At 72.3% G+C, this 23,518-nt stretch carries 21 protein-coding genes; 4 read left to right on the top strand and 17 right to left on the bottom strand.

Annotation, left to right across the window (positions count from 1 at the left end):
• Nucleotides 1-237 precede the first annotated feature (237 nt).
• Complete coding sequence (gene lexA / locus ACFQ58_RS17535; protein ID WP_376952473.1) at nt 238-927, top strand: transcriptional repressor LexA; 690 nt, start codon at nt 238-240, stop codon at nt 925-927.
• A gap of 84 nt (nt 928-1,011) precedes the next feature.
• Here the strand turns inward: lexA and metE are convergent, their stop codons facing one another.
• The 3 genes from metE to hflX all read right to left on the bottom strand — a co-directional run bounded on the left by metE (nt 1,012) and on the right by hflX (nt 6,092).
• The gene (gene metE / locus ACFQ58_RS17530; protein WP_376952472.1) at nt 1,012-3,357 is read right to left on the bottom strand and encodes a 5-methyltetrahydropteroyltriglutamate--homocysteine S-methyltransferase; all 2,346 of its coding nucleotides are present in this window, start codon (nt 3,355-3,357) and stop codon (nt 1,012-1,014) included.
• Nucleotides 3,354-4,340: a methylenetetrahydrofolate reductase gene (locus tag ACFQ58_RS17525; protein WP_376952471.1), complete on the bottom strand. Its 987-nt coding sequence runs from the start codon at nt 4,338-4,340 to the stop codon at nt 3,354-3,356. The genes metE and ACFQ58_RS17525 overlap by 4 nt, the downstream gene beginning before the upstream one ends.
• Nucleotides 4,341-4,568: 228 nt before the next feature.
• The gene (gene hflX / locus ACFQ58_RS17520; protein WP_376952469.1) at nt 4,569-6,092 is read right to left on the bottom strand and encodes a GTPase HflX; all 1,524 of its coding nucleotides are present in this window, start codon (nt 6,090-6,092) and stop codon (nt 4,569-4,571) included.
• Nucleotides 6,093-6,132: 40 nt separating this feature from the next.
• Between hflX and ACFQ58_RS17515 the strand changes: the two genes are divergently transcribed.
• On the top strand, nt 6,133-6,744 hold the full coding sequence (locus tag ACFQ58_RS17515) for a class I SAM-dependent methyltransferase (protein WP_376952468.1): 612 nt from the start codon (nt 6,133-6,135) through the stop codon (nt 6,742-6,744).
• Between the two features lie 13 nt (nt 6,745-6,757).
• On the opposite strand, the gene dapF is transcribed toward ACFQ58_RS17515, so the two are convergent.
• The 10 genes from dapF to ACFQ58_RS17465 all read right to left on the bottom strand — a co-directional run bounded on the left by dapF (nt 6,758) and on the right by ACFQ58_RS17465 (nt 16,235).
• Nucleotides 6,758-7,642, bottom strand: coding sequence for a diaminopimelate epimerase (gene dapF / locus ACFQ58_RS17510; protein ID WP_376952467.1), 885 nt, complete (start codon nt 7,640-7,642; stop codon nt 6,758-6,760).
• Between the two features lie 46 nt (nt 7,643-7,688).
• Nucleotides 7,689-8,609, bottom strand: coding sequence for a tRNA (adenosine(37)-N6)-dimethylallyltransferase MiaA (miaA, locus tag ACFQ58_RS17505; RefSeq protein WP_376952466.1), 921 nt, complete (start codon nt 8,607-8,609; stop codon nt 7,689-7,691).
• Nucleotide 8,610: 1 nt separating this feature from the next.
• Nucleotides 8,611-10,215 carry a tRNA (N6-isopentenyl adenosine(37)-C2)-methylthiotransferase MiaB gene (gene miaB / locus ACFQ58_RS17500; RefSeq protein WP_376952465.1) on the bottom strand — a complete coding sequence of 535 codons (1,605 nt, stop codon included), beginning with the start codon at nt 10,213-10,215 and terminating at the stop codon, nt 8,611-8,613.
• Nucleotides 10,216-10,258: 43 nt separating this feature from the next.
• Nucleotides 10,259-10,939 carry a regulatory protein RecX gene (locus ACFQ58_RS17495; protein WP_376952464.1) on the bottom strand — a complete coding sequence of 227 codons (681 nt, stop codon included), beginning with the start codon at nt 10,937-10,939 and terminating at the stop codon, nt 10,259-10,261.
• Between the two features lie 16 nt (nt 10,940-10,955).
• The gene (gene recA / locus ACFQ58_RS17490) at nt 10,956-12,026 is read right to left on the bottom strand and encodes a recombinase RecA (RefSeq protein ID WP_376952462.1); all 1,071 of its coding nucleotides are present in this window, start codon (nt 12,024-12,026) and stop codon (nt 10,956-10,958) included.
• Between the two features lie 258 nt (nt 12,027-12,284).
• Nucleotides 12,285-12,515, bottom strand: coding sequence for a DUF3046 domain-containing protein (locus ACFQ58_RS17485; protein WP_376952461.1), 231 nt, complete (start codon nt 12,513-12,515; stop codon nt 12,285-12,287).
• Between the two features lie 63 nt (nt 12,516-12,578).
• A complete protein-coding gene (locus ACFQ58_RS17480; protein ID WP_092670580.1) occupies nt 12,579-12,893 on the bottom strand; it encodes a helix-turn-helix domain-containing protein in 315 nt (104 codons plus the stop codon).
• Between the two features lie 147 nt (nt 12,894-13,040).
• On the bottom strand, nt 13,041-14,642 hold the full coding sequence (locus ACFQ58_RS17475; RefSeq protein ID WP_376952460.1) for a tripartite tricarboxylate transporter permease: 1,602 nt from the start codon (nt 14,640-14,642) through the stop codon (nt 13,041-13,043).
• Complete coding sequence (locus ACFQ58_RS17470) at nt 14,635-15,213, bottom strand: tripartite tricarboxylate transporter TctB family protein (RefSeq protein ID WP_376952459.1); 579 nt, start codon at nt 15,211-15,213, stop codon at nt 14,635-14,637. The genes ACFQ58_RS17475 and ACFQ58_RS17470 overlap by 8 nt, the downstream gene beginning before the upstream one ends.
• The gene (locus ACFQ58_RS17465) at nt 15,210-16,235 is read right to left on the bottom strand and encodes a Bug family tripartite tricarboxylate transporter substrate binding protein (protein WP_376952458.1); all 1,026 of its coding nucleotides are present in this window, start codon (nt 16,233-16,235) and stop codon (nt 15,210-15,212) included. Before ACFQ58_RS17465 ends, ACFQ58_RS17470 begins: the two co-directional genes overlap by 4 nt.
• Before the next feature lie 233 nt (nt 16,236-16,468).
• Between ACFQ58_RS17465 and ACFQ58_RS17460 the strand changes: the two genes are divergently transcribed.
• Nucleotides 16,469-18,124, top strand: a complete 1,656-nt coding sequence (locus tag ACFQ58_RS17460) for an ATP-binding protein (protein WP_376952457.1) — start codon at nt 16,469-16,471, stop codon at nt 18,122-18,124.
• Entirely contained in the window at nt 18,121-18,804 is a 684-nt protein-coding gene (locus ACFQ58_RS17455; RefSeq protein WP_376952456.1) for a response regulator, read from the top strand. Before ACFQ58_RS17460 ends, ACFQ58_RS17455 begins: the two co-directional genes overlap by 4 nt.
• A gap of 6 nt (nt 18,805-18,810) precedes the next feature.
• Here ACFQ58_RS17455 and ACFQ58_RS17450 read toward each other — a convergent pair whose 3' ends face one another.
• The 4 genes from ACFQ58_RS17450 to ACFQ58_RS17435 form a co-directional block, all read right to left on the bottom strand.
• Nucleotides 18,811-19,359 (bottom strand): CinA family protein, encoded by a 549-nt coding sequence (locus ACFQ58_RS17450; RefSeq protein ID WP_376952454.1) that lies wholly within the window; start codon nt 19,357-19,359, stop codon nt 18,811-18,813.
• Nucleotides 19,356-19,961 (bottom strand): CDP-diacylglycerol--glycerol-3-phosphate 3-phosphatidyltransferase, encoded by a 606-nt coding sequence (gene pgsA / locus ACFQ58_RS17445; RefSeq protein WP_376952453.1) that lies wholly within the window; start codon nt 19,959-19,961, stop codon nt 19,356-19,358. Before pgsA ends, ACFQ58_RS17450 begins: the two co-directional genes overlap by 4 nt.
• A gap of 53 nt (nt 19,962-20,014) precedes the next feature.
• The gene (locus tag ACFQ58_RS17440) at nt 20,015-22,897 is read right to left on the bottom strand and encodes a DNA translocase FtsK 4TM domain-containing protein (RefSeq protein ID WP_376952452.1); all 2,883 of its coding nucleotides are present in this window, start codon (nt 22,895-22,897) and stop codon (nt 20,015-20,017) included.
• Nucleotides 22,898-22,961: 64 nt separating this feature from the next.
• Nucleotides 22,962-23,453 (bottom strand): GNAT family N-acetyltransferase, encoded by a 492-nt coding sequence (locus tag ACFQ58_RS17435; RefSeq protein ID WP_376952451.1) that lies wholly within the window; start codon nt 23,451-23,453, stop codon nt 22,962-22,964.
• Between the last annotated feature and the right edge of the window lie 65 nt (nt 23,454-23,518).

Here is a 23,518-nt window from a genome sequence, read left to right as displayed (position 1 = left end):
CATCCGGCCCTCGGCCGGGAAGGCCGGATGCGAAGCTGTGTTCCGAATATATCTTCGAACATTCGCCGCTGCAAGGACCGGAAGCGGGAGTTTCCGGCGCCGATTCCGCGACACACTCGAACGGATGTTTGTCGCGCGTGCGCGAGGCGGATACAGTTTCGAATGTCCGAGGACAGTCGAACACCGACCACCGACATCACGATCAGGCCGACGGCGGCCGAGACGAGAGGCGACACCGTGAGCATCGACATCGATCAGGCACGCGGAGCCGGCGGCCGGTCCCGTCGGCGCAAGACGCTGAGCGCGAAGCAGCTCTCGATCCTCGAGGTGATCCGGCGATCGGTCTCCGAGCGCGGCTACCCGCCGAGCATGCGCGAGATCGGCGACGCCGTCGGACTCTCCTCGCTCTCGAGCGTGACCCACCAGCTCAACCAGCTCGAGCTCGCGGGCTACCTCCGGCGCGACCCCAACCGGCCCCGCGCGCTCGAGGTGCTCATCGACGTGCCGGGCACCGAGCCTCGTGCGTCGAGCGCCGAGCCGGCGCCCGTGGGCGATGCCGCCATGGTGCCCCTGGTGGGGCGCATCGCGGCGGGTGTCCCGATCACCGCCGAGCAGCAGATCGAAGAGGTCTTCCCGCTCCCCCGCCAGCTCGTCGGCAAGGGCGAGCTCTTCATCCTCAAGGTCGTCGGCGACTCCATGATCGACGCCGCGATCTGCGACGGCGACTGGGTCGTGGTGCGATCCCAGCCGACCGCCGAGAACGGCGAGATCGTCGCCGCCATGCTCGACGGCGAGGCCACGGTCAAGGTGTTCCGCCAGCGCGACGGCCACACGTGGCTGCTCCCCCGCAACACCGCGTTCGAGCCCATCCTCGGCGACGAGGCCGACGTACTCGGCAAGGTCGTCGCGGTCCTCCGCACGGTCTGACGCACCGGCCACGCCGGCCCGAGACGACGAGGGGCGGATGCCGCGACCTCGCGTCGCGACATCCGCCCCTCGTTCAGCGCGAGGTCAGCCCGCGGTCGCGACCACCGCGGCCCCGGTACGCACGGCCTGCGTCGCCTCGACGATGTTCGCGAGCGAGGCGACGGTCTCGTCGTAGCCGCGCGTCTTCAGGCCGCAGTCGGGGTTCACCCAGAGTCGGCCGGCCGGGATCTCGCCGACCGCACGCTCGAGCAGCGCCTGCACCTCCTCGACGCTCGGCACGCGCGGCGAGTGGATGTCGTAGACGCCGGGGCCAACGCCGTGGTCGAAGCCGCTGGCCGACAGGTCGTCGACGACCTCCATGCGGCTGCGCGCCGCCTCGATCGAGGTGACGTCGGCGTCGAGCTCGCGGATGGCGTCGATGACGACGCCGAACTCCGAGTAGCAGAGGTGCGTGTGCACCTGCGTCGCGGAGGCCGCACCGCCCGTCGCGAGGCGGAACGACCCGACCGACCAGTCGAGGTATGCGGGCTGGTCGGCGCGCTTGAGCGGCAGCAACTCGCGCAGGGCCGGCTCGTCGACCTGGATGACGCGGATACCGGCCTGCTCGAGGTCGGAGATCTCGTCTCGCAGCGCGAGCGCGACCTGGCGCGCGGTGTCGCCCAGCGGCTGGTCGTCGCGCACGAACGACCACGCGAGGATCGTGACCGGGCCGGTGAGCATGCCCTTCACGGGCTTGTCCGACAGCGACTGCGCGTACTCCGACCACTCGACCGTCATCGGCGCCGGGCGCGACACGTCGCCCCAGAGGATCGACGGACGCGTGCAGCGCGAGCCGTACGACTGCACCCAGCCGTGCTGCGTGACCGCGAAGCCGTCGAGCAGCTCGGCGAAGTACTGCACCATGTCGTTGCGCTCGGGCTCGCCGTGCACGAGCACGTCGAGGCCCAGCTCCTCCTGCAGGCGGATGACGCGCGCGATCTCCTCGCGCATGAGCTCGCGGTACTCGGCGTCGGTGAGCTCGCCCTTGACGAGGCGCGCGCGGGCGCGACGGATGTCGGCGGTCTGCGGGAACGAGCCGATCGTCGTGGTCGGCAGCGCGGGGAGGTCGAGGTCCTCCTGCGCGGTGACGCGCGCATCGTAGTCCGCGCGCGAGAACGCCGCCGCGTCGAGGCCGGCGAGGCGGTCTCGGACCGCCGCGACGCGGACGCCGGGAGCGGCGGCGCGATCGGCGAGGGCAGCGGATGCCGCGTCGAGCTCGGTCGCGATGGCCTCGCGGCCCTCGGCGAGCCCGCGCGCCAGCACGGCGACCTGCGCGACCTTCTGGTCGGCGAACGCGAGCCAGCTCACGAGCCGCGCGTCGAGCGCCGACTCGTCGTCCACGTCGTGCGGCACGTGGAGCAGCGACGTCGACGTCGACACCGCGACGTCGCCCGAGAACGAGCGGAGCGCCTCGGCGTGCGCGAAAGCGCGCTCGAGGTCGCCGCGCCAGATGTTGTGGCCGTCGATCACGCCGGCGACGAGGGTCTTGGCGGCGAGCGCCTCCTCGGTCACGGGGTCGAACTGCTCGGGTGCGGCGCCGCGCACCAGGTCGAGCCCGAGCGCCTCGACGGGCGTCGCCGCGAGCGCGGGCAGCGCATCGTCGAGCGAGCCGTACGGTGCAGCCACGAAGATCGCGGGACGGCGCTCGGCGGCGCCGAGCACGTCGTACGTGGTGCCGACGGCGTCGAGCACGCGCTCGCGCGGCTCGTCGATGCTCTCGCTCACGAGGGCCGGCTCGTCGAGCTGCACCCACTCCGCGCCGGCATCGCGCAGGGCCGCGAGCAACTCGGCGTACACGGGCACGAGGTCCGCCAGGCGGTCGATCGGGCGGAAGCCCTCGGGCGCGCCATCCGCCGCCTTGGCCAGCAGGAGGAGGGTGACCGGGCCGACGAGGACCGGGCGCGTGACGAAGCCGGCCTCGCGCGCCTCGCGCACCTGCGTGACGAGCGCGTCGGCGTGGGGTGCGAACGCGGTGTCTGGCCCGATCTCCGGCACGAGGTAGTGGTAGTTGGAGTCGAACCACTTGGTCATCTCGAGCGGGGCGTCGGCGCCCTCGCCGCGCGCGACCGTGAAGTACCCGGCGAGGTCGAGCCGGCCGTCGGCGTCGAGCAGCCGAGCGAAGCGGGTCGGGATCGCGCCGACCGCGACCGCGGCATCGAGCACCTGGTCGTAGTACGAGAAGCTCTCGGGGATCGCCGAGTCGGTGCGCCCGAGGCCGAGCGAGGCGAGGCGTTCGCGCGTGTCGGCGCGCAGCTGGGCGGCGGTGCGCTCGAGCTCGTCGGCGTCGATGCGGCCGGCCCAGAACGCCTCCACGGCGTGCTTGAGCTCGCGGCGACGCCCGATGCGCGGGTAGCCGAGGATCGTTCCGGCGGGGAAGGCAGATGCGGTCATCGTGTTCTCGTGTTCCTCTCGGTGCCCGCGTGGGCGGGGATGGTGCGCAGGCCGAGCCGGTCCAGGACGGCGAGCACGGCCTCGTGGCGGTTGAAGGTGTACAGGTGGAGTCCGGGTGCGCCGGGGAGCACCTCGGCGGCGAGCGCCGCGGCGAAGTCGACGCCGAGGTCGAACAGCGCATCGGCGTCGGGCTCGATCTCGAGCGGGATCGCGAGCTCGCTCGGCGCCGGGACGCCGGTGAGCTGCTCGAGGCGCGCGAGGCGCGCAGGCGTCGTCACGGGCATGATGCCCGGAAGGATGGGGATCGACACCCCGCCCGCCCGTGCGCGCTCGACGAAACCGAGGTAGTCGTCGGCGTGCCAGAACAGCTGGGTGATCGCGAGGTTGGCGCCCGCGACCTCCTTCGCGAGCAGCACGTCGACGTCCTGGCCGATTCCGCGCGAACGGGGGTGACCGCTGGGGAACGCCGCGACCGCGACGCGCTCCGGCCGCGGCCGTTCGCGGATCCGGGTCGCGCCCGGGATGCCCGGGATTCCGGCCTGCCCGTAGGGCTCGCGCTCCTCCTGCACCCGGTGGATGAGCTGCACGAGCTCGGCGGCGCTGCGAAGGTCGCCGATGCCCGCCTCCGCGTCGGCGCCCTCGGGCGGATCCCCGCGGAGCGCGAGGAAGCTCGTGATCCCCGCGTCCAGGAACTCGCGCACGAGGCGGTTGGCCTCGGCATGGCTCGAGCCGACGCACGTGAGGTGCGCCATCGGTTCGACGTCAGTGTGCTCGAGCATGTAGCGGAGCACCGTGAGCGATCGCTCGCGCGACGATCCTCCGGCGCCGAAGGTCACCGAGATGAACGCCGGGTCGACCTCGGCGAGCCGGTCGATCGTCCGCCCGAGCGCGAGCGCGGCGGCATCCGTCCGGGGCGGGAACAGCTCGAACGAGATCGGCGGCCTCGGCCGAACGACGTCGCCGTCGGGCGCGCTTCCGGTCATGGTGCTCCTGGGGGCGGATGCCACGACGGGACGCCCGGGCACGGCACGCCGCGCCCGGCCGGCCGTCACGGCAGGCGGGTCTCGCGGGCGGGTGCCGGGCTCGGCGGTCGCTCCAGGCGGGCGGCATCCGGCCGCTCGCCACGATCAGGTGCGACGATACGCGGCGGGTGCGCCATCCGGAACGACGTTTACGCCGGATGACGGGACCGGCCGACCGGGTCCTGTCTGCTAGGCGACCGCGGCCGCCTGGAACTCTCGCAGCTGCGCGGCCTGCTCGGGCGAGGCGAGCGCGCGGATGCGGGTGCCGTCCTCGACGTAGTCGGTCGAGAGCACGCGTCCGGACTCGTGCAGCGCCGAGATGACGTCGCCGCGGTCGTACGGCACGAGCAGGTCGACCTCGATCGCGGGGTCGGGCAGCATGCGTGTGATCGCATCGAGCACCACGGCGATTCCCGCGCCGGTGCGAGCCGACGCGAACACGGCGTTCGGCTCGAGGCCCTGGAGCACGAGCCGGTCCTCGGGTGTGATGAGGTCGGCCTTGTTGAACACCACCAGCTCGGGCACGTCGCGTGCGCCCACCTCGCCGATCACGTCGCGTACGGTCGCGATCTGCGACGCGGGGTCGGGGTGCGCCGCGTCCACGACGTGGACGATCAGGTCGGCGTCGCCGACCTCTTCGAGCGTCGACCGGAACGCCTCGACGAGCTGGTGCGGCAGGTTGCGCACGAAGCCGACCGTGTCGGCGATCGTGTAGACGCGCCCGTCGGGCGTGGTGTTCCGGCGCACGGTGGCGTCGAGCGTGGCGAACAGCGCGTTCTCGACGAGCACGCCCGCGCCCGTGATGCGGTTGAGCAGGCTCGACTTGCCCGCGTTCGTGTACCCGGCGATCGCCACCGACGGCACCGCGTTGCGCTTGCGATTCGCGCGCTTGGCGTCTCGCGCGGGCTTCATGCCCACGATCTGCTTGCGGAGCCTCGCCATGCGCGAGTGGATGCGCCGCCGGTCCAGCTCGATCTTCGTCTCACCGGGGCCTCTCGAGCCCATGCCCGCGCCGGCGCCGCCGACCTGGCCACCGGCCTGGCGCGACATCGACTCACCCCAGCCGCGGAGGCGCGGGAGGAGGTACTCGAGCTGCGCGAGCTCGACCTGCGCCTTGCCCTCGCGGCTCTTGGCGTGCTGGCTGAAGATGTCGAGGATCACCGCGGTGCGGTCGATGACCTTGACCTTGACCGCATCCTCGAGCGCACGCCGCTGGCTGGGCGCCAGCTCGGTGTCGGCGACGACGGTGTCGGCGCCGAGCGCCGCGACGATGTGGCGGAGCTCCTCGGTCTTGCCGCGACCCAGGTAGGTCGACGGATCGGGATGCGGCCGGCGCTGGAGCACGCCGTCGAGCACGCGGGCCCCGGCGGTCTCGGCGAGGGCCGCGAGCTCGCGCAGCGAGTTCTCGGCGTCCTCGAGCGAGCCCTGCGGGTAGACGCCGATGAGCACGACGTTCTCGAGGCGCAGCTGCCGGTACTCGACCTCGGTGACGTCCTCGAGCTCGGTCGACAGCCCGCCGACGCGCCGGAGCGCCGCGCGCGCCTCGCGGTCGTACTGCTCGCCGTCGAAGCCGCCGCCGTCGGCCTCGAGGCCGTCGCGCTGGATCGACGCGGCCTCGGACGCGCCGAACCGGGACACGCCCGCGCGCACGTCCGCGCTCCGGAGTACTCGCGCGACCGCGTCGTCGTGGGTCTCGTGTTCCGCGTCGTTCATCTCGTCCAGCCTACTTCCGTTCTGCGATAGGTTCCCCTGTATGCCGCAGGAGCACTACTTCTCGTCGAAGCCCGCCGACGACGACGCGCTCCGCACGGTGACCGTGCGCCTGGCGGGCCGCGAGCTCGACGTGCTCACCGCGGGCGGCGTGTTCAGCCCGGCCCACGTCGACCTCGGCACCCGGGTGCTCCTCGACGGAGTGCCCGAACCGCCCGCCTCCGGGCACCTGCTCGATCTCGGCTCCGGGTGGGGGCCGATCGCGCTCACCCTGGGTCTCGACGCGCCCGAGGCCACGGTGTGGGCCGTCGACGTGAACGAGCGGGCACTCGACCTCGTGCGCCGCAACGCCGTGCGTCTCGGCCTCGGTCAGGTCAACGCCGCACTGCCCGGCGATGTTCCCGACGACGTGCGGTTCGCCGCGATCTGGTCGAATCCGCCGATCCGCATCGGCAAGGCCGAGCTGCACGCGCTGCTGCGGCGCTGGCTGCCGCGCCTCGAGCCGGGCGCGACGGCGTGGCTCGTGGTGCAGAAGAACCTCGGCGCCGACTCGCTCCAGCGGTGGCTGGTCGATGACCTCGGCGACGGATGGCGCGTCGAGCGCGCGTCGTCGGCCAAGGGATTCCGCCTGCTGGCCGTCACCCGCGAGCGCTGAACCCGGCGCCTGCTCAGGCGAGGCTGAGCACGCCGTCGAAGACGAGTTCGGCCGGCCCCGAGAGCAGCACGTGCTCGCCGTCGGGCTCGGTCCGCATCCGGACGCCGACGACCCCGCCCGGTACCTGCACGATCCACTCGTCAGGCGCTCCCTCGCCGGCCCAGTAGCGCACGGCCAGCGCCGACGCCACCGCGCCCGTGCCGCACGAGAGCGTCTCGCCCGAGCCGCGCTCGTGCACGCGCATGCGGATGCGGCCGCGGCCGGCCTCGACGAGCGGCTCGGCGGGGACGACGAACTCGACGTTCGCACCCGCCTGCGGCTCGGGTTCGAGGATGGGAAGGTACGCCAGGTCGAGACCCTCGAGCTCGTCGTCGTCGGCGAGCGCGACGACGACGTGCGGGTTGCCGACGTCGATGCCGAGTCCGGGTCGCGCGGCATGCAGGTTCTTGGCGCGCACGAGCGGCTCGCCGCCGTCGAGCCGCCAGACGCCGAGGTCGGCCTCGAAGTTGCCGTTGCCGAGCTCGCGCACCCGGCGGACACCCGCGCGCGTGCCGATCGCGATCCACTCGCCGTCGGCCAGCTCGACGAGGCCCTGGTCGATCAGGTACCGCGTGAACACGCGGATGCCGTTGCCGCACATCTCCGACGGGCTGCCGTCGGCGTTCCAGTAGTCCATGAACCACATGGCATCCGGGTCCTCGGCGATCGCGGCCGCGCCATCGACCAGTCGATCGGATCGGACGGCGCGGATGAGCCCGTCGCCGCCGACGCCGAAGTGCCGGTCGCACACCGCCGCGATCTGCGTCGGCGTGAGCTGCACGTCGCCTTCGGGGTCGCTGAAGAGCACGAAGTCGTTGCCCGTGCCGTGGCCCTTGGTGAAGCGCAGATCGAACGCCATCCCACCAGTCTAGGGACGACGCGGGGTCGCTCCGGACGCGGCGACGTCAGTCGAGCGCGGCCTGTCGCGCGACCTCGGCCGTCACCGCCGCGCGATCGTCGGCGTCGACGACGGATGCCGCGGCGTACCGCTTGAACCAGCCGACCTGACGTCTCGCGTACGTGCGCGTCAGCGCTTGCGTCTCGGCGATCGCATCGGCTTCGGCCATGCGCCCGCGCACCTGGGCGAGCCCCTGCGCGTAGCCGATGGCCTTGCGTGCGGTGACGCCGCGCTCCAGTCCCGCTGGGATGAGGGTGCGCACCTCGTCGACCAGCCCGTCCCGCCACATCGCCGTGGTGCGGGTATCGAGCCGTTCGACGAGGACGGCTCGCTCGGACCGGAGGTGCACGATGCGGTGCGGACGCCAAGGAACCGGCTCGTCGGGCAGTCTGGCGGCCTTGGGTTCGCCGGTGACCTCGATGACCTCGAGCGCACGGACGATACGGCGCCCGTTCTGCGGGTCGACGCTCGCGGCCGTCTCGGGGTCGAGCTCGCGCAGGCGGCGGTGCAGCATGCCCGGCCCGACCCGTTCGAGCTCGCCCTCGAGGCGCGCGCGGATCGCGGCATCCGTACCGGGGAACCGGAGGGCGTGGATGACGCTCGACACGTACAGGCCCGACCCGCCCGTCAGCAGCGCGACGCCGCCGCGTGCCACGATCCCGTCGACGGCACGCCGCGCGTCGACCTGGTAGGTCGCGACGGATGCCTCGTCGGTGACGTCGAGCACGTCGAGCAGGTGGTGCGGCACGCCCTCGCGTTCGGCGGGTGCGAGCTTGGCGGTGCCGATGTCCATGCCGCGGTACAGCTGCATGGCGTCGGCGTTCACGACCTCGGCGGCCCGGCCGGTCGCGGTGATCGCGTGCGCGAGGTCGAGCGCGAATCGCGACTTGCCCGTGCCGGTCGCCCCGACGATCGCGATCAGCGTCACGTCAGCGCTGGCCGTCGCTCGGGTCGTAGATCGGCATGGTTCCCACACCGGGCACGGTGAGCGGCTCGGAGCGGACGCGCAGGCTGGGCAGGCCGAGCGAGACGCGGCCGGGCGCTGAGCTCGTCGCCCCGGGGGCGGCGGGCACGCCGCAGCTCTCGGCCTGCGCGCGGTCCCAGGCGTCGCCGGCGCGCGTGCGTCGGATGCGCAGGGGTGCACCGTCGGCCGAATCCGCGAGCAGGTGGAAGGGAGCGGCGTGCGTGATCGCGACGGACACGACGTCGCCCGGACGCGGCAGCTCGGACCCCTGCGGCACCTCGAAGTGCACGAGCCGGCTGTCCTCCGCCCGACCGCTCAAGCGGTGGGTCTCGGCGTCCTTCTTGCCCTCGCCGGTGGAGACGAGCACCTCGACGGCGGTGCCGACGAGCGCCTGGTTCTCCTCCCACGAGATGCGCTCCTGCAGCGCGATGAGGCGGTCGTAGCGCTCCTGCACGACCTCCTTCGGCACCTGCTCCTCCATCGTGGCCGCGGGCGTGCCAGGGCGGATGGAGTACTGGAACGTGAACGCGGACGCGAAGCGCGCGGCCTCGACGACGCGGAGGGTCTCCTGGAAGTCCTCCTCGGTCTCGCCGGGGAAGCCGACGATGATGTCGGTCGAGATCGCGGCGTTCGGGATGCGCGCGCGCACGCGATCGAGGATGCCCAGGAACTTCTCGGAGCGGTACGAGCGGCGCATGGCCTTGAGGACGCGGTCGGAGCCCGACTGCAGCGGCATGTGCAGCTGCGGCATGACGTTCGGCGTGTCGGCCATGGCGTCGATGACGTCGTCGGTGAACGCCGCGGGATGCGGGCTCGTGAAGCGGATGCGCTCGAGGCCCTCGATCTGCCCGGCGGCGCGGAGCAGCTTGCCGAAGGCCTGCCGGTCGCCGAGTTCGACGCCGTAGGAGTTGACGTTCTGGCCGAGCAGGGTCACCTCGACGGCGCCGTCGTCGACGAGGGCCTGGATCTCGGCGAGGATCTCGCCGGGTCGGCGGTCCTTCTCCTTGCCGCGGAGCGCGGGCACGATGCAGAAGGTGCACGTGTTGTTGCAGCCGACGGAGATCGACACCCAGCCCGAGTAGGTCGAGTCGCGCTTGGTGGGCAGCGTCGACGGGAAGACCTCGAGCGCGTCGAGGATCTCGAGCTGCGCCTCGTCGTTGTGCCGGGCACGTTCGAGCAGGCTCGGCAGCGACCCCATGTTGTGCGTGCCGAAGACGACGTCGACCCACGGCGCCTTCTCGAGGATGACGTTCTTGTCCTTCTGGGCGAGGCACCCGCCGACGGCGATCTGCATGCCCGCATGGCGCCGCTTGACGCCGGCGAGGTGGCCGAGGTTGCCGTAGAGCTTGTTGTCGGCGTTCTCGCGCACGGCGCACGTGTTGATGACGACGACGTCGGGCTCGGCGCCGTTCGCCGGGACGTATCCGGCGGCCTCGAGCGAGCCGCTCAGGCGCTCGGAGTCGTGCACGTTCATCTGGCACCCGAAGGTGCGCACCTCGTAGGTGCGGGCCGCGGCCGGTTCGGCGGCGCCGCCTGCGGGCACGGCGGTCGCCTCGTGGATGATGGTCATGATCGGACCAGTCTACGAAACGATGCGCGGACTCCTGCCCGGCTCAGTCGATGGGATCGCTCGCGAGCGCGCTGGTCACGGCACGGCGGACGAGCTCGCTCCCGTACCCACGTCGCAGGAGGAACGCGCTCAGCCGACGCTCTGCGGTCACGCGATCGAGGCCGGCGAGCTGCCGCGCGCGCCGGGCCGCCACCTCGGTGGCGTGCTCGAGCTCGACCTCGGGATCGAGCGCGTCGAGCGCGTCCCGTGCGAGCTCGGCGTCGATGCCCCGACGGCCGAGTTCGTGCAGGAGCGCACCGCTCCCCCGCCCGCGCCGCACGCCGTGGCTGTGCACGAGGTGCTCGGCGAGCCGGCGATCGTCGAGGTACCCGAGTCGCTCGTATCGCTCGATCCACTCCTCGACCTCGTTATCGTCGAGCCCGTGCTCGACGAGCGCCGCACGGACCTCGGCGATCGAGAGGGAGGATCGCCGCAACCGGGACACGATGAGCCGATCGATGCGTTCGTCGCGCTCGATGCCGGTCTCTGCGGACTCATCATCGCCGTCGCGCTCACGACCCAGCGCGACGAGCCGCGCCGGCCGACCCTCGCCGAAGGCACGCCCCGCGGGGTGCCGGCTCGAGCCCCGCACCGGAGTGGCGGCGTCGTCGGTCTGCTCCGACGACGGCGCCACCCACGGCAGGTAGGCGACGGGCGCGAGGCGCTCGTTGGGCTGGTCGCTCATCTGGCGTGCCGCCGGCTCAGGCGCCCTTGCGCTTCGCAGCGAGGGACTCGACCGGCGCCACGACCGGCGCGGCGGTCGCACCGCCGACGGGCTGCCCGATGCCGAGCTTCGAGAGGATCTTCTGCTCGATGTCGGCCGCGATGTCGGGGTTCTGGATGAGGAAGTTGCGGGCGTTCTCCTTGCCCTGGCCGAGCTGGTCGCCGTCGTACGTGTACCACGCGCCCGACTTCTTCACGATGCCCTGGTCGACGCCGTAGTCGATGAGGCTGCCCTCGCGCGAGATGCCGACGCCGTAGAGGATGTCGAACTCGGCCTGCTTGAACGGCGGCGCCATCTTGTTCTTGACGACCTTGACGCGGGTGCGGTTGCCGACCGCCTCGGTGCCGTCTTTCAACGTCTCGATGCGGCGGATGTCGAGGCGGACCGAGGCGTAGAACTTCAGCGCCTTGCCGCCCGCCGTGGTCTCGGGGCTGCCGAAGAACACGCCGATCTTCTCGCGGAGCTGGTTGATGAAGATGGCCGTGGTCTTCGTCTGGTTCAGGCCGCCGGTGAGCTTGCGGAGCGCCTGCGACATGAGGCGCGCCTGCAGGCCGACGTGCGAGTCGCCCATCTCGCCCTCGATCTCGGCGCGGGGCACGAGCGCCGCGACGGAGTCGATGACGACGAGGTCGATCGAGCCCGAGCGGATGAGCATGTCGGCGATCTCGAGCGCCTGCTCGCCGGTGTCGGGCTGCGACACGAGCAGCGAGTCGATGTCGACGCCGAGCTTCTTGGCGTAGTCGGGGTCGAGCGCGTGCTCGGCGTCGATGAACGCCGCGATGCCGCCGGCGCGCTGCACGTTGGCGATCGCGTGCAGGGTCAGCGTGGTCTTGCCGGAGGACTCGGGACCGTAGATCTCGATGATGCGGCCGCGGGGGAGGCCGCCGACGCCGAGCGCCACGTCGAGCGCGATGGAACCGGTGGGGATGACCTCGACCGGGGCGCGTTCCTCGCTGCCGAGGCGCATCACCGACCCCTTGCCGAACTGTCGGTCGATCTGCGCGAGTGCGGTCTCGAGGGCCTTCTCGCGGTCTGCGGGTGATGGCATCGGTGCTCCTTCGTGGTGGGTTCGGCTGCCTCTAGGCTGTCGTTCCGCGTGCCAGGCCGTGACCCGGCACGTCTCGCGACAAGGCGGTGGCGGTGTGTTCCGACGCTCCGACCGTATGGCCGGCCACCGACATCCGGAGCCGGACGACCCGCGGATGTGGATGGATGCGACATCCCTCCCGTTGTTGAGGAGCCTACTCCGCGACCCGAACGGATGTTCGACGCGACACGCGGCGTGTCGAACGGATCTTCGGCGACCTCACGCCTCGCCCCGCGGTGTCCGCAGTCCGGCGCCGTGCCGTCGCGACGCGGGCACGTCGGTCGCCTCGCAGATCGCGAGCCACACCGCGCGGGGCGCCACGCCGGCGGCGAGCGCCTGCCGGGCGGTGCGCCCGTCGAGCGCGCCGAGCACGAGATCGTCGACGACGACGCTCGCGTATCCCGCGCCGAACTCCTCCTCGACCGCGAGGTCGAACTCACTGCGCTTCACGGCATTTCCTCCGGACATGCGAACGGCCGGTCCGAGGACCGGCCGAGCGCTGCGACGGGTGGGTCAGCGGACCATCATGTCCGCGTCGAACTCCGCGACGAGCTCGTCGGGCAGGCTGTCGGGCACCGACGGTGCCGAGAGCCCCTCGAGGACCGCGATGCGGTCGCCGACCTCGTGCATGATCACCGAGATGGGCGTGTCGAGGGCATCGGCCACCGAGGCGAGGATCTCGCTCGAGGCCTCCTTCTGCCCGCGCTCGACCTCGCTGAGGTAGCCCAGCGCGACACTGGCCTTGCTCGCGACCTGACGGAGCGTGCGACCCTTCTGCAGGCGGAAGTCCCTCAGCACGTCGCCGATCTCCTGTCGAACCAGAACCATCGGAACCTCCCTCTCTCTGCCTGCGACCACCTCGCGGTGGCCGGTTCGGGGACGTCAGTCTAGCGCCTCATCCCGTTCACCGAGCCTATCGATGGTCACTGGAGTTTTCTTGTGAACCCGACACCTGTAACAGGGTGTTCACGTTGCCTATTCCCCACCCCGTGCGCCCCGCGCCGGCGGCTCGGCGGGCTCGGGCTCGGGCACGTCGATCGCGGCGATCGCGGCCGTCGGCACGAGCGTCGGCGACGCCTCGAGCCGCGCCTTGCGGCGCTTCAGCCAGATGCCGGTCACCACGATCACCGCGAGTGTGCCGTACGCGGCGATCGCGAACGGGCTGTGCACGAGGTAGGCGAGGTCGCCCTGGCTGATGGCCATCGACTTGCGCAGCTGCTCCTCCGCCATCGGGCCGAGGATTCCGCCGACCACCATGGGCGCGACCGGATAGCCGTAGCGGCGCATGAGGAATCCGACGACACCCACCACGAGCAGCGTCAGCGTGTCGAACACGTTGAAGTGCAGCGCGTAGGCCCCGAGTCCCGCGAAGGCGAGGATGCCGGCGTAGAGGTACGGCCGTGGGATCCGCAGGACCTTCACCCACATGCCCACGAGTGGCAGGTTGAGCACCAGCAGCAGTACGTTGCCGATGTAGAGGCTCGCGATGAGGGCCCACACGAGTCCCGACTGGTTCTCGAAGAGCAGCGGGCCCGGGCGGATGCCGTACGACTGGAACGCCGAGATGATGATCGCCGCGGTCGCCGTCGTCGGAAGGCCGAGCGTGAGCAGCGGGACGAGCACGCCCGCCGCCGCGGCGTTGTTCGCGGCCTCGGGCCCCGCGACGCCCTCGATCGCGCCGCGGCCGAACTGCGCGCGGGCAGGACCCCTGGCGAGCCGGCGCTCGCTCGCGTACGACAGGAAGGTCGCGACATCCGCCCCGCCTGCCGGGATGGTGCCGATGGGGAAGCCGATCGCGGTGCCGCGCAGCCACGGCTTCCAGGAGCGGCGGAGGTCCTCGCGAGTGAGCCAGCTGCGCCATCCGCCGGAGACCGGGATCACGCGCACCGGGCCGTGCCGCAGCCGCGCGGCGACGTACAGGGTCTCGCCCAGTGCGAAGAGTCCGACCGCGATGAGCACGACGTCGATGCCGTCGGCGAGGCTCGGGATGCCGAGCGTGTACCGCTGCTGGCCCGAGAGCACTTCGGTGCCCACGAGCCCGAGGAGCAGTCCGAGGCCGAGGGAGACGAGCCCGCGCGGCACGCTCGAGCCGAGCAGGGCGCCGACCGTGAGGAACGCCACGACGATGAGGGCGAAGTAGTCGGCGGGGCCGAGCTGCACCGCGAGCTTCGCGATGCCCGGCGCCAGGAAGGTCAGCAGCACGGTCGCGACGGTGCCCGCCACGAACGACCCGATGGCCGCGGTCGCGAGCGCGGCCGCGCCCCGGCCCGCCTTCGCCATCCGGTTCCCCTCGAGGGCCGTGACGATCGAGGACGACTCCCCCGGCGTGTTCAGCAGGATCGACGTCGTCGAACCGCCGTACATGCCTCCGTAGTAGATGCCGGCGAACAGGATGAGCGCGCCGGTCGGGTCGAGCGAGTACGTGAGGGGCAGCAGCAGCGCGACCGTCATGGCCGGGCCGATGCCGGGCAGCACGCCGACGGCGGTGCCGATGAACACGCCGAAGAGGGCGTAGAGCAGGTACTGGGGCTGCAGCGCCGTGGCGAAGCCCTCGAGGAGTGCGGTGAGGCTATCCATGGAAGATCGGGATCCAGTCCAGGAGCGGGCCGGCGGGCAGCGAGAGCCCGAGCCAGGCGCCGAAGACGAGTTGGGTGACGAGCCCGAGACCGAGCCCGACGAGCAGTGCCATCCACCACCGCGTCGCGCCGAGCACGATCGCGGCGCCGCCGAACACGACCGCGACCGCGAACGGCCAGCCGGCCCACTCGATGAGCACGAGCTGCGAGAGGAAGATCGCGATGAGCTTCGCGACCGTGAGCCAGTCGGTCGGGGCGTCGGGGTCGACGTCCTCGCCGTCGTCGGGCACGCCGCGACGGCCGCGTGCGATCTGCACCATGACGGCGACGGATGCCGCGACGAGCAGGAGCCCGACGGCGTACGGGAACACGCGGGGCCCCAGCACGCTCGCCGAGCCCGGCGGGACCCGGATAAAGCCGGCGCCAACGATCGCGTACACGCCGAGCGCGGCGCACACGGCCGCGAAGGCGACCTCCCCGATCGGGGCGCGAGCGCCGGCGCGACCGTCGCCCGAGGCGGGGGTTCCCCCCGACGCGGAGGCGTCGAGGGGAACCGGGGTGGGCTCGGTCACGGTGCGACCAGGCCGATCGACTGCAGCGTGTCGGCGACCTCGGCGATGTTCCCGTCGAGGAAGGACGCGAACTCCTCGCCCGTGAGGAACGCGTCGGCCCAGCCCTTCTCCTCGAGCGTGTCGGTCCAGGCGTCCGACTCGTGCAGGTCGGTCACGAGCGTACGCAGCGCCTCGGCGTCGGCCTCGTCGAGGTCGCCAGGGGCGAGCAGGCCGCGCCAGTTCGTGAGCGTGACGTCGTAGCCCTCATCCACGAGCGTGGGAGTGTCGGGCAGGAGCTCCACCGGCTCGGGCGACGAGACCGCGAGCGCGCGCAGCTCGCCGGCCTCGATCTGCTCGACGAACTCGCCGACGCCCGAGATGCCGGCCTGCACGGTGTTGCCGAGCAGCATCGTGACGGCCTCGCCGCCGCCCGAGTTCGGGATGTAGTTGAGCGTCGACGGGATGTCAGCCGGGTCGACTCCGGCCTCGGTCAGCAGCATGCCCGCGAGGATGTGGTCGGCGCCGCCCGCCGAGCCGCCCGTGACCGAGATCGCCGCGCCCTCCTCCACGATCGCGTCGACGAGGTCCTCGGCGGTCTCGTACGGCGAGGACGCCGGGACCACGAGCACGAGCGCCTCCTCGGTGAGCTTGGCGATCGGGGTCATGTCCTCGATCCGCACCTGCGACGCGTTCGTCTCGACCGCACCGACCATGACCAGGCCGGTGACCATGAGGGTCGCGGGGTCCTTCTCGTTCGCGAGTGCGGCGAGGCCCACGGTGCCGCCCGCACCGCCGATGTTCTCGACGGGAGCCGAGCCGACGAGGTCCTCGTCGGTCAGCACCTGCGAGAGCGCGCGGGCGGTCTGATCCCAGCCGCCGCCCGGGTCGGCGGGGGCGATGAGGCTGACGGCGTCGAGGGATGCCGCGGCTCCCGCGTCATCCGAGTCGCCGCCCGCGCTGGCGGACGTGCTGCATCCGGCGAGGCCGACCAGGGCGGTGACGCCCAGGCCCGCGAGCGCGGTGCGAAGGACCGCGGTCCGCATCCGGTCAGGGGTGGCCGAGGGGGTCGGCCGGCTGTGTGATCGCAATGCTCCTCCTTGAGTGCCCGGCTCCGTCGCCGGGCCGACGATCGTCGGTGCGGATGACGCTAGGTCGCCGGCGTGGGCCGCCGGAACGTTGCGGTCGCAAGGGTCGTACTGGTCGTATCGGTCGATTCGGTCGTATTGGTCACGGCCTTCTCGGCGACGGCATCGAGCGCGTGGGGCACACTTGACGGGTGAGCCGGTCGAGGATGACGCTGGGCATGCAGTTGCTGCTGCTTCAGGTCGCCATCGTGCTCACGACCGTCGTCGGCACCGGCGTGACCGCGATGCTGATCCAGGAGCGCCAGCTGCGCGAGGGCTACCAGGACCGCATGATCGCGGTCGCGCAGTCCGTGGCCGGGCTCCCCGTCATCCTCGAGGCGTTCGACGACGCGGACCCGTCCGAGACGATCCAGCCGGTCGCCGAAGTGATCCGCAAGGCGTCCGACGTGACGTACGTGGTGGTCGCGAACGACCTCGGGATCCGGTACTCGCACCCGAATCCGGCCCGCATCGGCGAGCGCGTCTCGACCGATCCCGCGATCCCCCTGTCGGGCGAGATCTACGTCGGCACGCAGACCGGCACGCTCGGCGAGTCGTGGCGCGTGAAGGTGCCGATCTTCGATGCGGACGGCGACGTCGTGGGCCAGGTCTCGGTCGGCATCCTCGAGGCCGAGCTGCGCGCCGACTTCCTCGGCGGCCTCGGCGGCCTGCTCGCGGCCCTCGCGGTCGCGGCGCTCGTCGGCGTCGTGGGCTCGGCGTGGATCGGCCGGGTCATCCGGCGTCGGATCTACGGCCTCGAGCCCGACGAGATCCGCGCCATGCTCGAGACCCGCGAGGCGATGCTGCACGGCATCCGCGAGGGCATCGTCGCCGTCGACGAGCACGGTCGGATCGTGCTCATGAACGACGCCGCCGCGCGGCTGCTCGCAATCCACGACCCGGAACAGGTCCTCGGCCGACCGGTCGCCGACGTGTTGGACCGCGAGCTCGCGCGATTCATCGCCTCCGGCGAGGACGCCGAGACGCCCGTGCTCTCCGGCGAGCGCGTCCTCCTCGTGCACGGCGACCGCGTCCGCGTCCAGGGCCGCGAGATCGGTTCGATCGCCATCCTGCGCGACCGGACCGAGCTGGAGACCACGCTTCGCGAGTTGGAGGGCGCGCAGGGCCTCGCGGAAGGGCTGCGCGCGCAGTCGCACGAGTTCTCCAACAAGCTGCACGTCGTGAGCGGCCTGCTCGAGCTCGGGCACGTCGACGCGGCGATCGGGTTCATCCAGCGCGTCGGCAGCGGCGGCGCGCTCTCGACGCTCGACGAGCACGACGGCATCGCCGACGTCGAGACGGCCGCGCTCGTGCTCGCGAAGCGCTCGCGCGCCCACGAACTCGGACTCACGCTCGAGGTCGAACCCGACTCGCACCTCGACGCGGCAGTGGATGCCCGCGAGCGCACCGACCTCGTCACGGTCGTCGGCAACCTGCTCGACAACGCGGTCGAGGCCTGCGTGCTCGGGGGGCGGATCTCGATCTCGATCCGCGACGACCTCGAGCCGGGAAAGGTCGACGTGCGCGTCGACGACGACGGGCCCGGCGTCCCGCCGGAACGCCGGGCGGCGATCTTCGAACCCGACGTCAGCGGCAAGACTCCGGCGCCCGGGAAGGCGAGACGCGGCATCGGCCTGACGATCGTGCAGCGCGTCGCGGCTCGCCTCGACGGCAGCGTCGAGGTCCACGAGTCGCCGATGGGCGGCGCGCGGTTCCTCGTCCGCCTGCCGTGGCACGGGTCCGGACCCGACAGGGCCGCACGCGCGGTCGCCGAGGACGGGAGCGCGCTCGCCGGAGATCGCCGATGAGCGACATCCGCGTGGTGATCGTGGACGACGACTTCGCCGTGGCCCAGGTCAACCGGGCGTTCGTCGACGCCCGGCCCGGCTTCACGGTCGTCGCCGAGGCGCACACCGGCGAGGCGGCGCTCGCGGCCATCGAACGACACCGGCCGCAACTCGTGCTGCTCGACGTCTACCTGCCCGACCTCGGCGGCCTCGACGTGCTGCGTCGCCTCCGCGCCGCCGGCGACGACGTCGAGGTCATCGCCGTCACCGCGGCGCGCGACCTGGACACCGTGCGCAGCGCGCGCCTGCTCGGCGTGCGTCACTACCTCGTCAAGCCCTTCTCGGGCGCGAGCCTCGCCGAACGGCTCGACGACGTGCGCCGCGGCATCGTCGCCGACCGCGCCGTGCCCGCCTCGCCGCTCGACCAGCACGGCGTCGACCGCCTGCTCGGCACGGCGTCGCCGCGTCGGGTCACCCTCCCCAAGGGCCTCTCGCAGGCGAGTCTCGAGCGGGTCGCGGCCGGACTCGCCTCACGTCCGGGCGACGCGTCGGCGGCCGAGGTCGCCGAGACGCTCGGGATGTCCCGAGTCAGCGCACGCCGCTACCTCGAGCACCTCGTGTCGAGCGGCGCCGCCGAGGTCGCGCCGCGGTACGGCGGCGCGGGCCGTCCCGAGCACCGGTATCGGATGCCGCGGCCCTGACGGCTGTCACCCGAGCGCGTTCCCGCGTCCACCGCGGCGCACGCGCGCCAGCGCCGCATCGATCGCCGCGCGCACGGTCGCCCGTCGGATCGCGTCGCGATCGCCCGCGAGCGCGAGGGCGACCACGTCGGAGCCGGACTCGTCGGCCATCCCGACGTACACCGTGCCCACTGGCCTGCCGTCCTGCGGATCGGGGCCGGCGACACCCGTGGTGGCGAGGCCCAGGTCGGCCGGTCGCCCGTCCACCACGAGCGCCTGCCGCACGCCCTCCGCCATCCGGCGGGCGACCTCGGGATGCACGGCCCCCTCGGCCGCCAGCAGGTCGGCGGGCACGCCGAGCACGGAGTGCTTCACGCCGGTGTCGTACGCCACGACGCCGCCGTTCACCGCGAGCGAGGCCCCGGGGATCCGCGTCAGCTCGCCGACCACCAGCCCGCCCGTGAGCGACTCGGCGACCGCGATGCGCAGGCCGCGGCGGGTCAGTTCGGCGATCAGCGCGGCTGTCGGATCGTCGCCGGCTTCAGCCTCGGCACGAGCCATCCGCTCGTCGCTCACTGCCCCTCGCGGCGGTGCTGCCGGGCCAGCTGGATCGCCTCGCGCACGTACAGGAGCCCCGACCAGACGGTCAGCACGAGCGCGATGGCCATGGCGGTCCAGTTCACCCAGTAGATCCAGTCGCCCACGATCGTCCAGAGCGGCGTGAGCGCGAGCGTGATCGCGATCGACTGCATGAGCGTCTTCAGCTTGCCGCCGGATGACGCGGGCACGACCGTGCCGCGGCCGAGCTCGACGAAGCGCCACACCGTGATGCCGACCTCGCGCACCACGATGATGATCGTGACCCACCACCAGAGCTCGCCGAGGATCGACAGGCAGATGAGGGCGCCGCTCGTGAGGAGCTTGTCGGCGATCGGATCGAGGATCTTGCCGAGGTCGGTCACGAGTCCGCGCGAGCGGGCGAGCCATCCGTCGAGCCCATCGGTCGAGATCGCGACGACGAACACCACCGCGGCCCACCACCGCATCGGCCCGTCGGCGCCGGCGTCGGCGAGAAGCAGCCAGAAGAACAGCGGCGCCATCAGGATCCGCACGACCGTGATCGCGTTCGGCAGGTTCCAGTTGTTCGCCGAGCGCGTGCGGCCCGCGGGTGAGGTCATGGCCACAGCCTACCGACGGGCCGATCCGCCGGCGCGGTCGATGGTCCCGCCGGTCAGTCGCGGCCGGTGAGTCCCCAGGCGTCCTCGTCGGAGTCGGCCTCGACCTCCTCGAGGTCCTCGGGCATGCGGCCGACCGGATCGTCGTAGCGGTCGTCCGCGGCCGTGGCCGGTGCGGGGGGCGCAGCCGGCCCGGGCTGCGCCGGTGCGGCGGATGCCGCGGCAGGAGGCGGCGCGGCCGGGCCGGCCGGCTCCTCGCCGCGCAGCTTGGCGAGCACGCCCGGCAGTTGCTCGGGCGTGACGAGCACGTCGCGCGCCTTCGACCCCTCGGACGGACCCACGATCTCGCGGGACTCGAGGAGGTCCATCAGGCGGCCCGCCTTCGCGAAGCCCACACGCAGCTTGCGCTGCAGCATCGAGGTCGAGCCGAACTGGGTCGAGACGACGAGCTCGGCCGCAGCGAGCAGCAGCTCGAGGTCGTCGCCGATGTCGGAGTCGATCTCCTTCCTCTCGACGGCGGCCGCGACATCCTGCCGGTACTCGGGCCGGGCCTGCCGGGTGACGTGCTTGACGACCTTCTCGATCTCGGCCTCGCTCACCCACGCGCCCTGCACGCGGATCGGCTTCGACGCGCCCATCGGCAGGAACAGCGCGTCGCCCTGGCCGATGAGCTTGTCGGCGCCGGGCTGGTCGAGGATGACCCGGGAGTCCGTGACGCTCGTGACCGCGAACGCGAGGCGCGACGGCACGTTCGCCTTGATGAGTCCCGTCACGACGTCGACCGACGGGCGCTGCGTGGCGAGCACGAGGTGGATGCCCGAGGCGCGCGCGAGCTGCGTGATGCGCACGATCGAGTCCTCGACATCGCGCGGAGCGACCATCATGAGGTCGGCGAGCTCGTCGACCACGACGAGGAGGTACGGGTACGGCTTGAGCTTGCGCTCGCTCCCCGACGGCAGCACGATCTCGTCGTTCACGACGGCCTTGTTGAAGTCGTCGATGTGGCGGAATCCGAACGACGCGAGGTCGTCGTACCGCATGTCCATCTCCTTCACGACCCACTGCAGCGCCTCGGCGGCCTTCTTCGGGTTCGTGATGATGGGCGTGATGAGGTGGGGCACGCCGGCGTACGGCGCGAGCTCGACGCGCTTCGGGTCGATGAGCACCATCCGCACGTCGGAGGGCCTGGCCCGCATGAGGAGGCTCGTGATCATCGAGTTCACGAAGCTCGACTTGCCCGAGCCGGTCGAGCCGGCCACGAGCAGGTGCGGCATCTTGGCGAGGTTCGCGACGACGTGGCCGCCCCCGACATCCTTGCCGACGCCGATCGTCATGGGGTGCTTGGCGTTCACCGCGGCGCCCGAGCGAAGCACGTCGCCGAGCGTCACGATCTCGCGGTCGGCGTTCGGGATCTCGATGCCGATCGCGCTCTTGCCCGGGATCGGCGAGAGGATGCGCACCTCGTTGGAGGCGACGGCGTACGCGAGGTTCTTGGACAGCGCCGTCACGCGCTCGACCTTGACGCCGGGACCGAGCTCGATCTCGTACTGCGTCACGGTCGGGCCGCGCGAGAACCCGGTGACCTTCGCGTCGACGCCGAACTGCTCGAGCACGCCCGTGATCTGGCGCACGACGTCGTCGTTCACGGCCGAGCGGGTCTTCGCGGGCGCGCCCGCCGCGAGCGTCGACGATGCCGGCAGGTGGTATGGGCGCTCGGGCTCGGCGGGTGCGTCGCCGTCGACGGATGGCACGCCCGCTGCGGCGCCGCCGGCCACGCCGGCCGCGCCGCCCGCCGCAGCGACCCCGGCCGCGCCGAGCACGGTCGTGGCATCCGGATCGTCGCCCTGCAGGCCCGTGCCGCCGTGCGGCACCTCGCCCGTGAAGCGCTGGAGCGCGGACTCCGCACGCTCGAGCTCGCTGATGACGCCGGCCCCGTAGGCGTCGCCGGGGCGCGAACCTTCGAGCGGCGTGTCGAAGCTGCCGGCGGCGGAGCCCGGACCGAACACCTCGGTGATGCCCTCGGCGCCGCCGGCCGCGTACTCCGGATCCTCCTCGCGACTCGACGCGTTCCGGCGCCACCACGGGAGCAACCCGCCGCCCTGCGCGTCGTCGTCGACGCCGTCGAGCTCGACCTGCTCGGCGCGTTCACGCCGCGACCGTCGCTTGGGCTCCTCGTCGGCCGCGCCGTCCGCGCCGTCGCCAGGATCGAGCGCACCGAACAGCCACGTGTACAACTCCCGGAACCGCTGCGGGATCCGGTTCGGCGGCGTCTTGGTCAGGATGAGCAGCGACAGCAGCCCGAGCAGGACGAGCACGATCGCCGCGCCGACCTCGGTGATGAGCAGGATGAGCGGCTGAGCGAGCATCCAGCCGAGGATGCCGCCCGCCTCCGCGAGCACGGTCATGCCCTCGCTCGGCGACGGCTGGCCGCCGAAGAGGTGGCACAGCGCGGAGACCGTGACGAGCAGCATCCCGAGGCCGATGCCGATGCGCGTGTTGTCGTGCACCGAGCTCGGATGGCGGAACAGCCAGACCGCGAACACCAGCATCACGACCGGGAGGGCGAACGCGACGCGGCCGAAGAGGCCGCCGAACGTGTAGGCGTCGAGCGTCTGGGCCACGGGGTCGTTGATGAAGAACCACTCGACCACGGCGCCCGCGATCGACATGAGCACGAGGACGAACGGCAGGCCGTCGCGGCGCTCCTCCTTCGCCAGCGTCTCGGGGCCCAGCGCACGCGCGGCGCCCCCCGTGAGGTGCGCGAGACCCATCCACGCGCGGACGAGGAGGCCGGATCCCTGCTTCGAGGCGGGCGCGGCCTTCGACGTGCGAGCCGTGCCGCGCTGCGCCGGGAGCTTCTTCGTGGGCGCGGTGCGCGTCGACGAGCCACGCCGGGACGCGCCCGAGGCGCGCCCGTTCGACCTGGTGCCCGTAGCCATGCGTCCCACGTTACGGCCCACCGCCCACGTGAGCCCGGAGGCCGGGCGAGTGTCGGCACAGAGCTCAGCGCAACGCGCGGACCATCGTGTCGCGGTCGGCGACCGTCTCGACGACCGTGAAGCCCTCCGAGCGGTAGAGCTCGTGCGCGAAGTTCCCGTGCTCGACCGAGAGCGTGAGGCGCGCGTACCCCTCCGTGCGCGCCCGCTCGGCCAGCGCCCGCAGGAGTGCGCGCCCGATGCCCTGCGCCCGCCAGATCGGGCGCACGCCGATGATGAGCTCGGGCACGCCGGCGGCGACGAAGCCCAGGGAGCGCCGGTCGGCACCGAACAGGCGGAACCACGCGGCGCCGATCGAGCGGCCGTCGACGTCGAGCGCGACGACCCCGCGGTCGGCGGGTCGCTGCCAGCCGGCGACATAGGCGCCGTGCCGGGCGTCGGCGAGGATCGCCGGCCGCGGGCGGATGCTCCCCGCCCGCCAGTTCGCGGCTTCGACGACCATGTCGGCGAGGAAGCCGCCGTCCGCCGGATCGGCGGGTCGGATCGAGAAGTCCGCCATGCGCGGAGGGTACGCGCGCGGTGTTACGGCGGTGTTTCGGGTGAGCGGATGGCGCGCCATCCGCC

Origin of the sequence: Agromyces sp. NPDC056523, assembly GCF_042794545.1 — a bacterium.
Taxonomy (GTDB): Bacteria; Actinomycetota; Actinomycetes; order Actinomycetales; family Microbacteriaceae; genus Agromyces.
The sequence above is the reverse complement of the archived record's forward strand: the minus strand, read 5'-3'. Positions and strand labels throughout refer to the sequence as shown.

Coding starts and splice junctions, on each gene's coding strand:
- miaB (WP_376952465.1), bottom strand. CDS start 10,215: ATGACCATCATCCACGAGGCGACCGCCGTGCCCGCAGGCGGCGCCGCC.
- ACFQ58_RS17435 (WP_376952451.1), bottom strand. CDS start 23,453: ATGGCGGACTTCTCGATCCGACCCGCCGATCCGGCGGACGGCGGCTTC.
- metE (WP_376952472.1), bottom strand. CDS start 3,357: ATGACCGCATCTGCCTTCCCCGCCGGAACGATCCTCGGCTACCCGCGC.
- ACFQ58_RS17455 (WP_376952456.1), top strand. CDS start 18,121: ATGAGCGACATCCGCGTGGTGATCGTGGACGACGACTTCGCCGTGGCC.
- ACFQ58_RS17495 (WP_376952464.1), bottom strand. CDS start 10,939: ATGAGCGACCAGCCCAACGAGCGCCTCGCGCCCGTCGCCTACCTGCCG.
- ACFQ58_RS17465 (WP_376952458.1), bottom strand. CDS start 16,235: ATGCGGACCGCGGTCCTTCGCACCGCGCTCGCGGGCCTGGGCGTCACC.
- ACFQ58_RS17480 (WP_092670580.1), bottom strand. CDS start 12,893: ATGGTTCTGGTTCGACAGGAGATCGGCGACGTGCTGAGGGACTTCCGC.
- hflX (WP_376952469.1), bottom strand. CDS start 6,092: ATGAACGACGCGGAACACGAGACCCACGACGACGCGGTCGCGCGAGTA.
- pgsA (WP_376952453.1), bottom strand. CDS start 19,961: ATGACCTCACCCGCGGGCCGCACGCGCTCGGCGAACAACTGGAACCTG.
- ACFQ58_RS17440 (WP_376952452.1), bottom strand. CDS start 22,897: ATGGCTACGGGCACCAGGTCGAACGGGCGCGCCTCGGGCGCGTCCCGG.
- recA (WP_376952462.1), bottom strand. CDS start 12,026: ATGCCATCACCCGCAGACCGCGAGAAGGCCCTCGAGACCGCACTCGCG.
- ACFQ58_RS17475 (WP_376952460.1), bottom strand. CDS start 14,642: ATGGATAGCCTCACCGCACTCCTCGAGGGCTTCGCCACGGCGCTGCAG.
- ACFQ58_RS17515 (WP_376952468.1), top strand. CDS start 6,133: ATGCCGCAGGAGCACTACTTCTCGTCGAAGCCCGCCGACGACGACGCG.
- dapF (WP_376952467.1), bottom strand. CDS start 7,642: ATGGCGTTCGATCTGCGCTTCACCAAGGGCCACGGCACGGGCAACGAC.
- ACFQ58_RS17525 (WP_376952471.1), bottom strand. CDS start 4,340: ATGACCGGAAGCGCGCCCGACGGCGACGTCGTTCGGCCGAGGCCGCCG.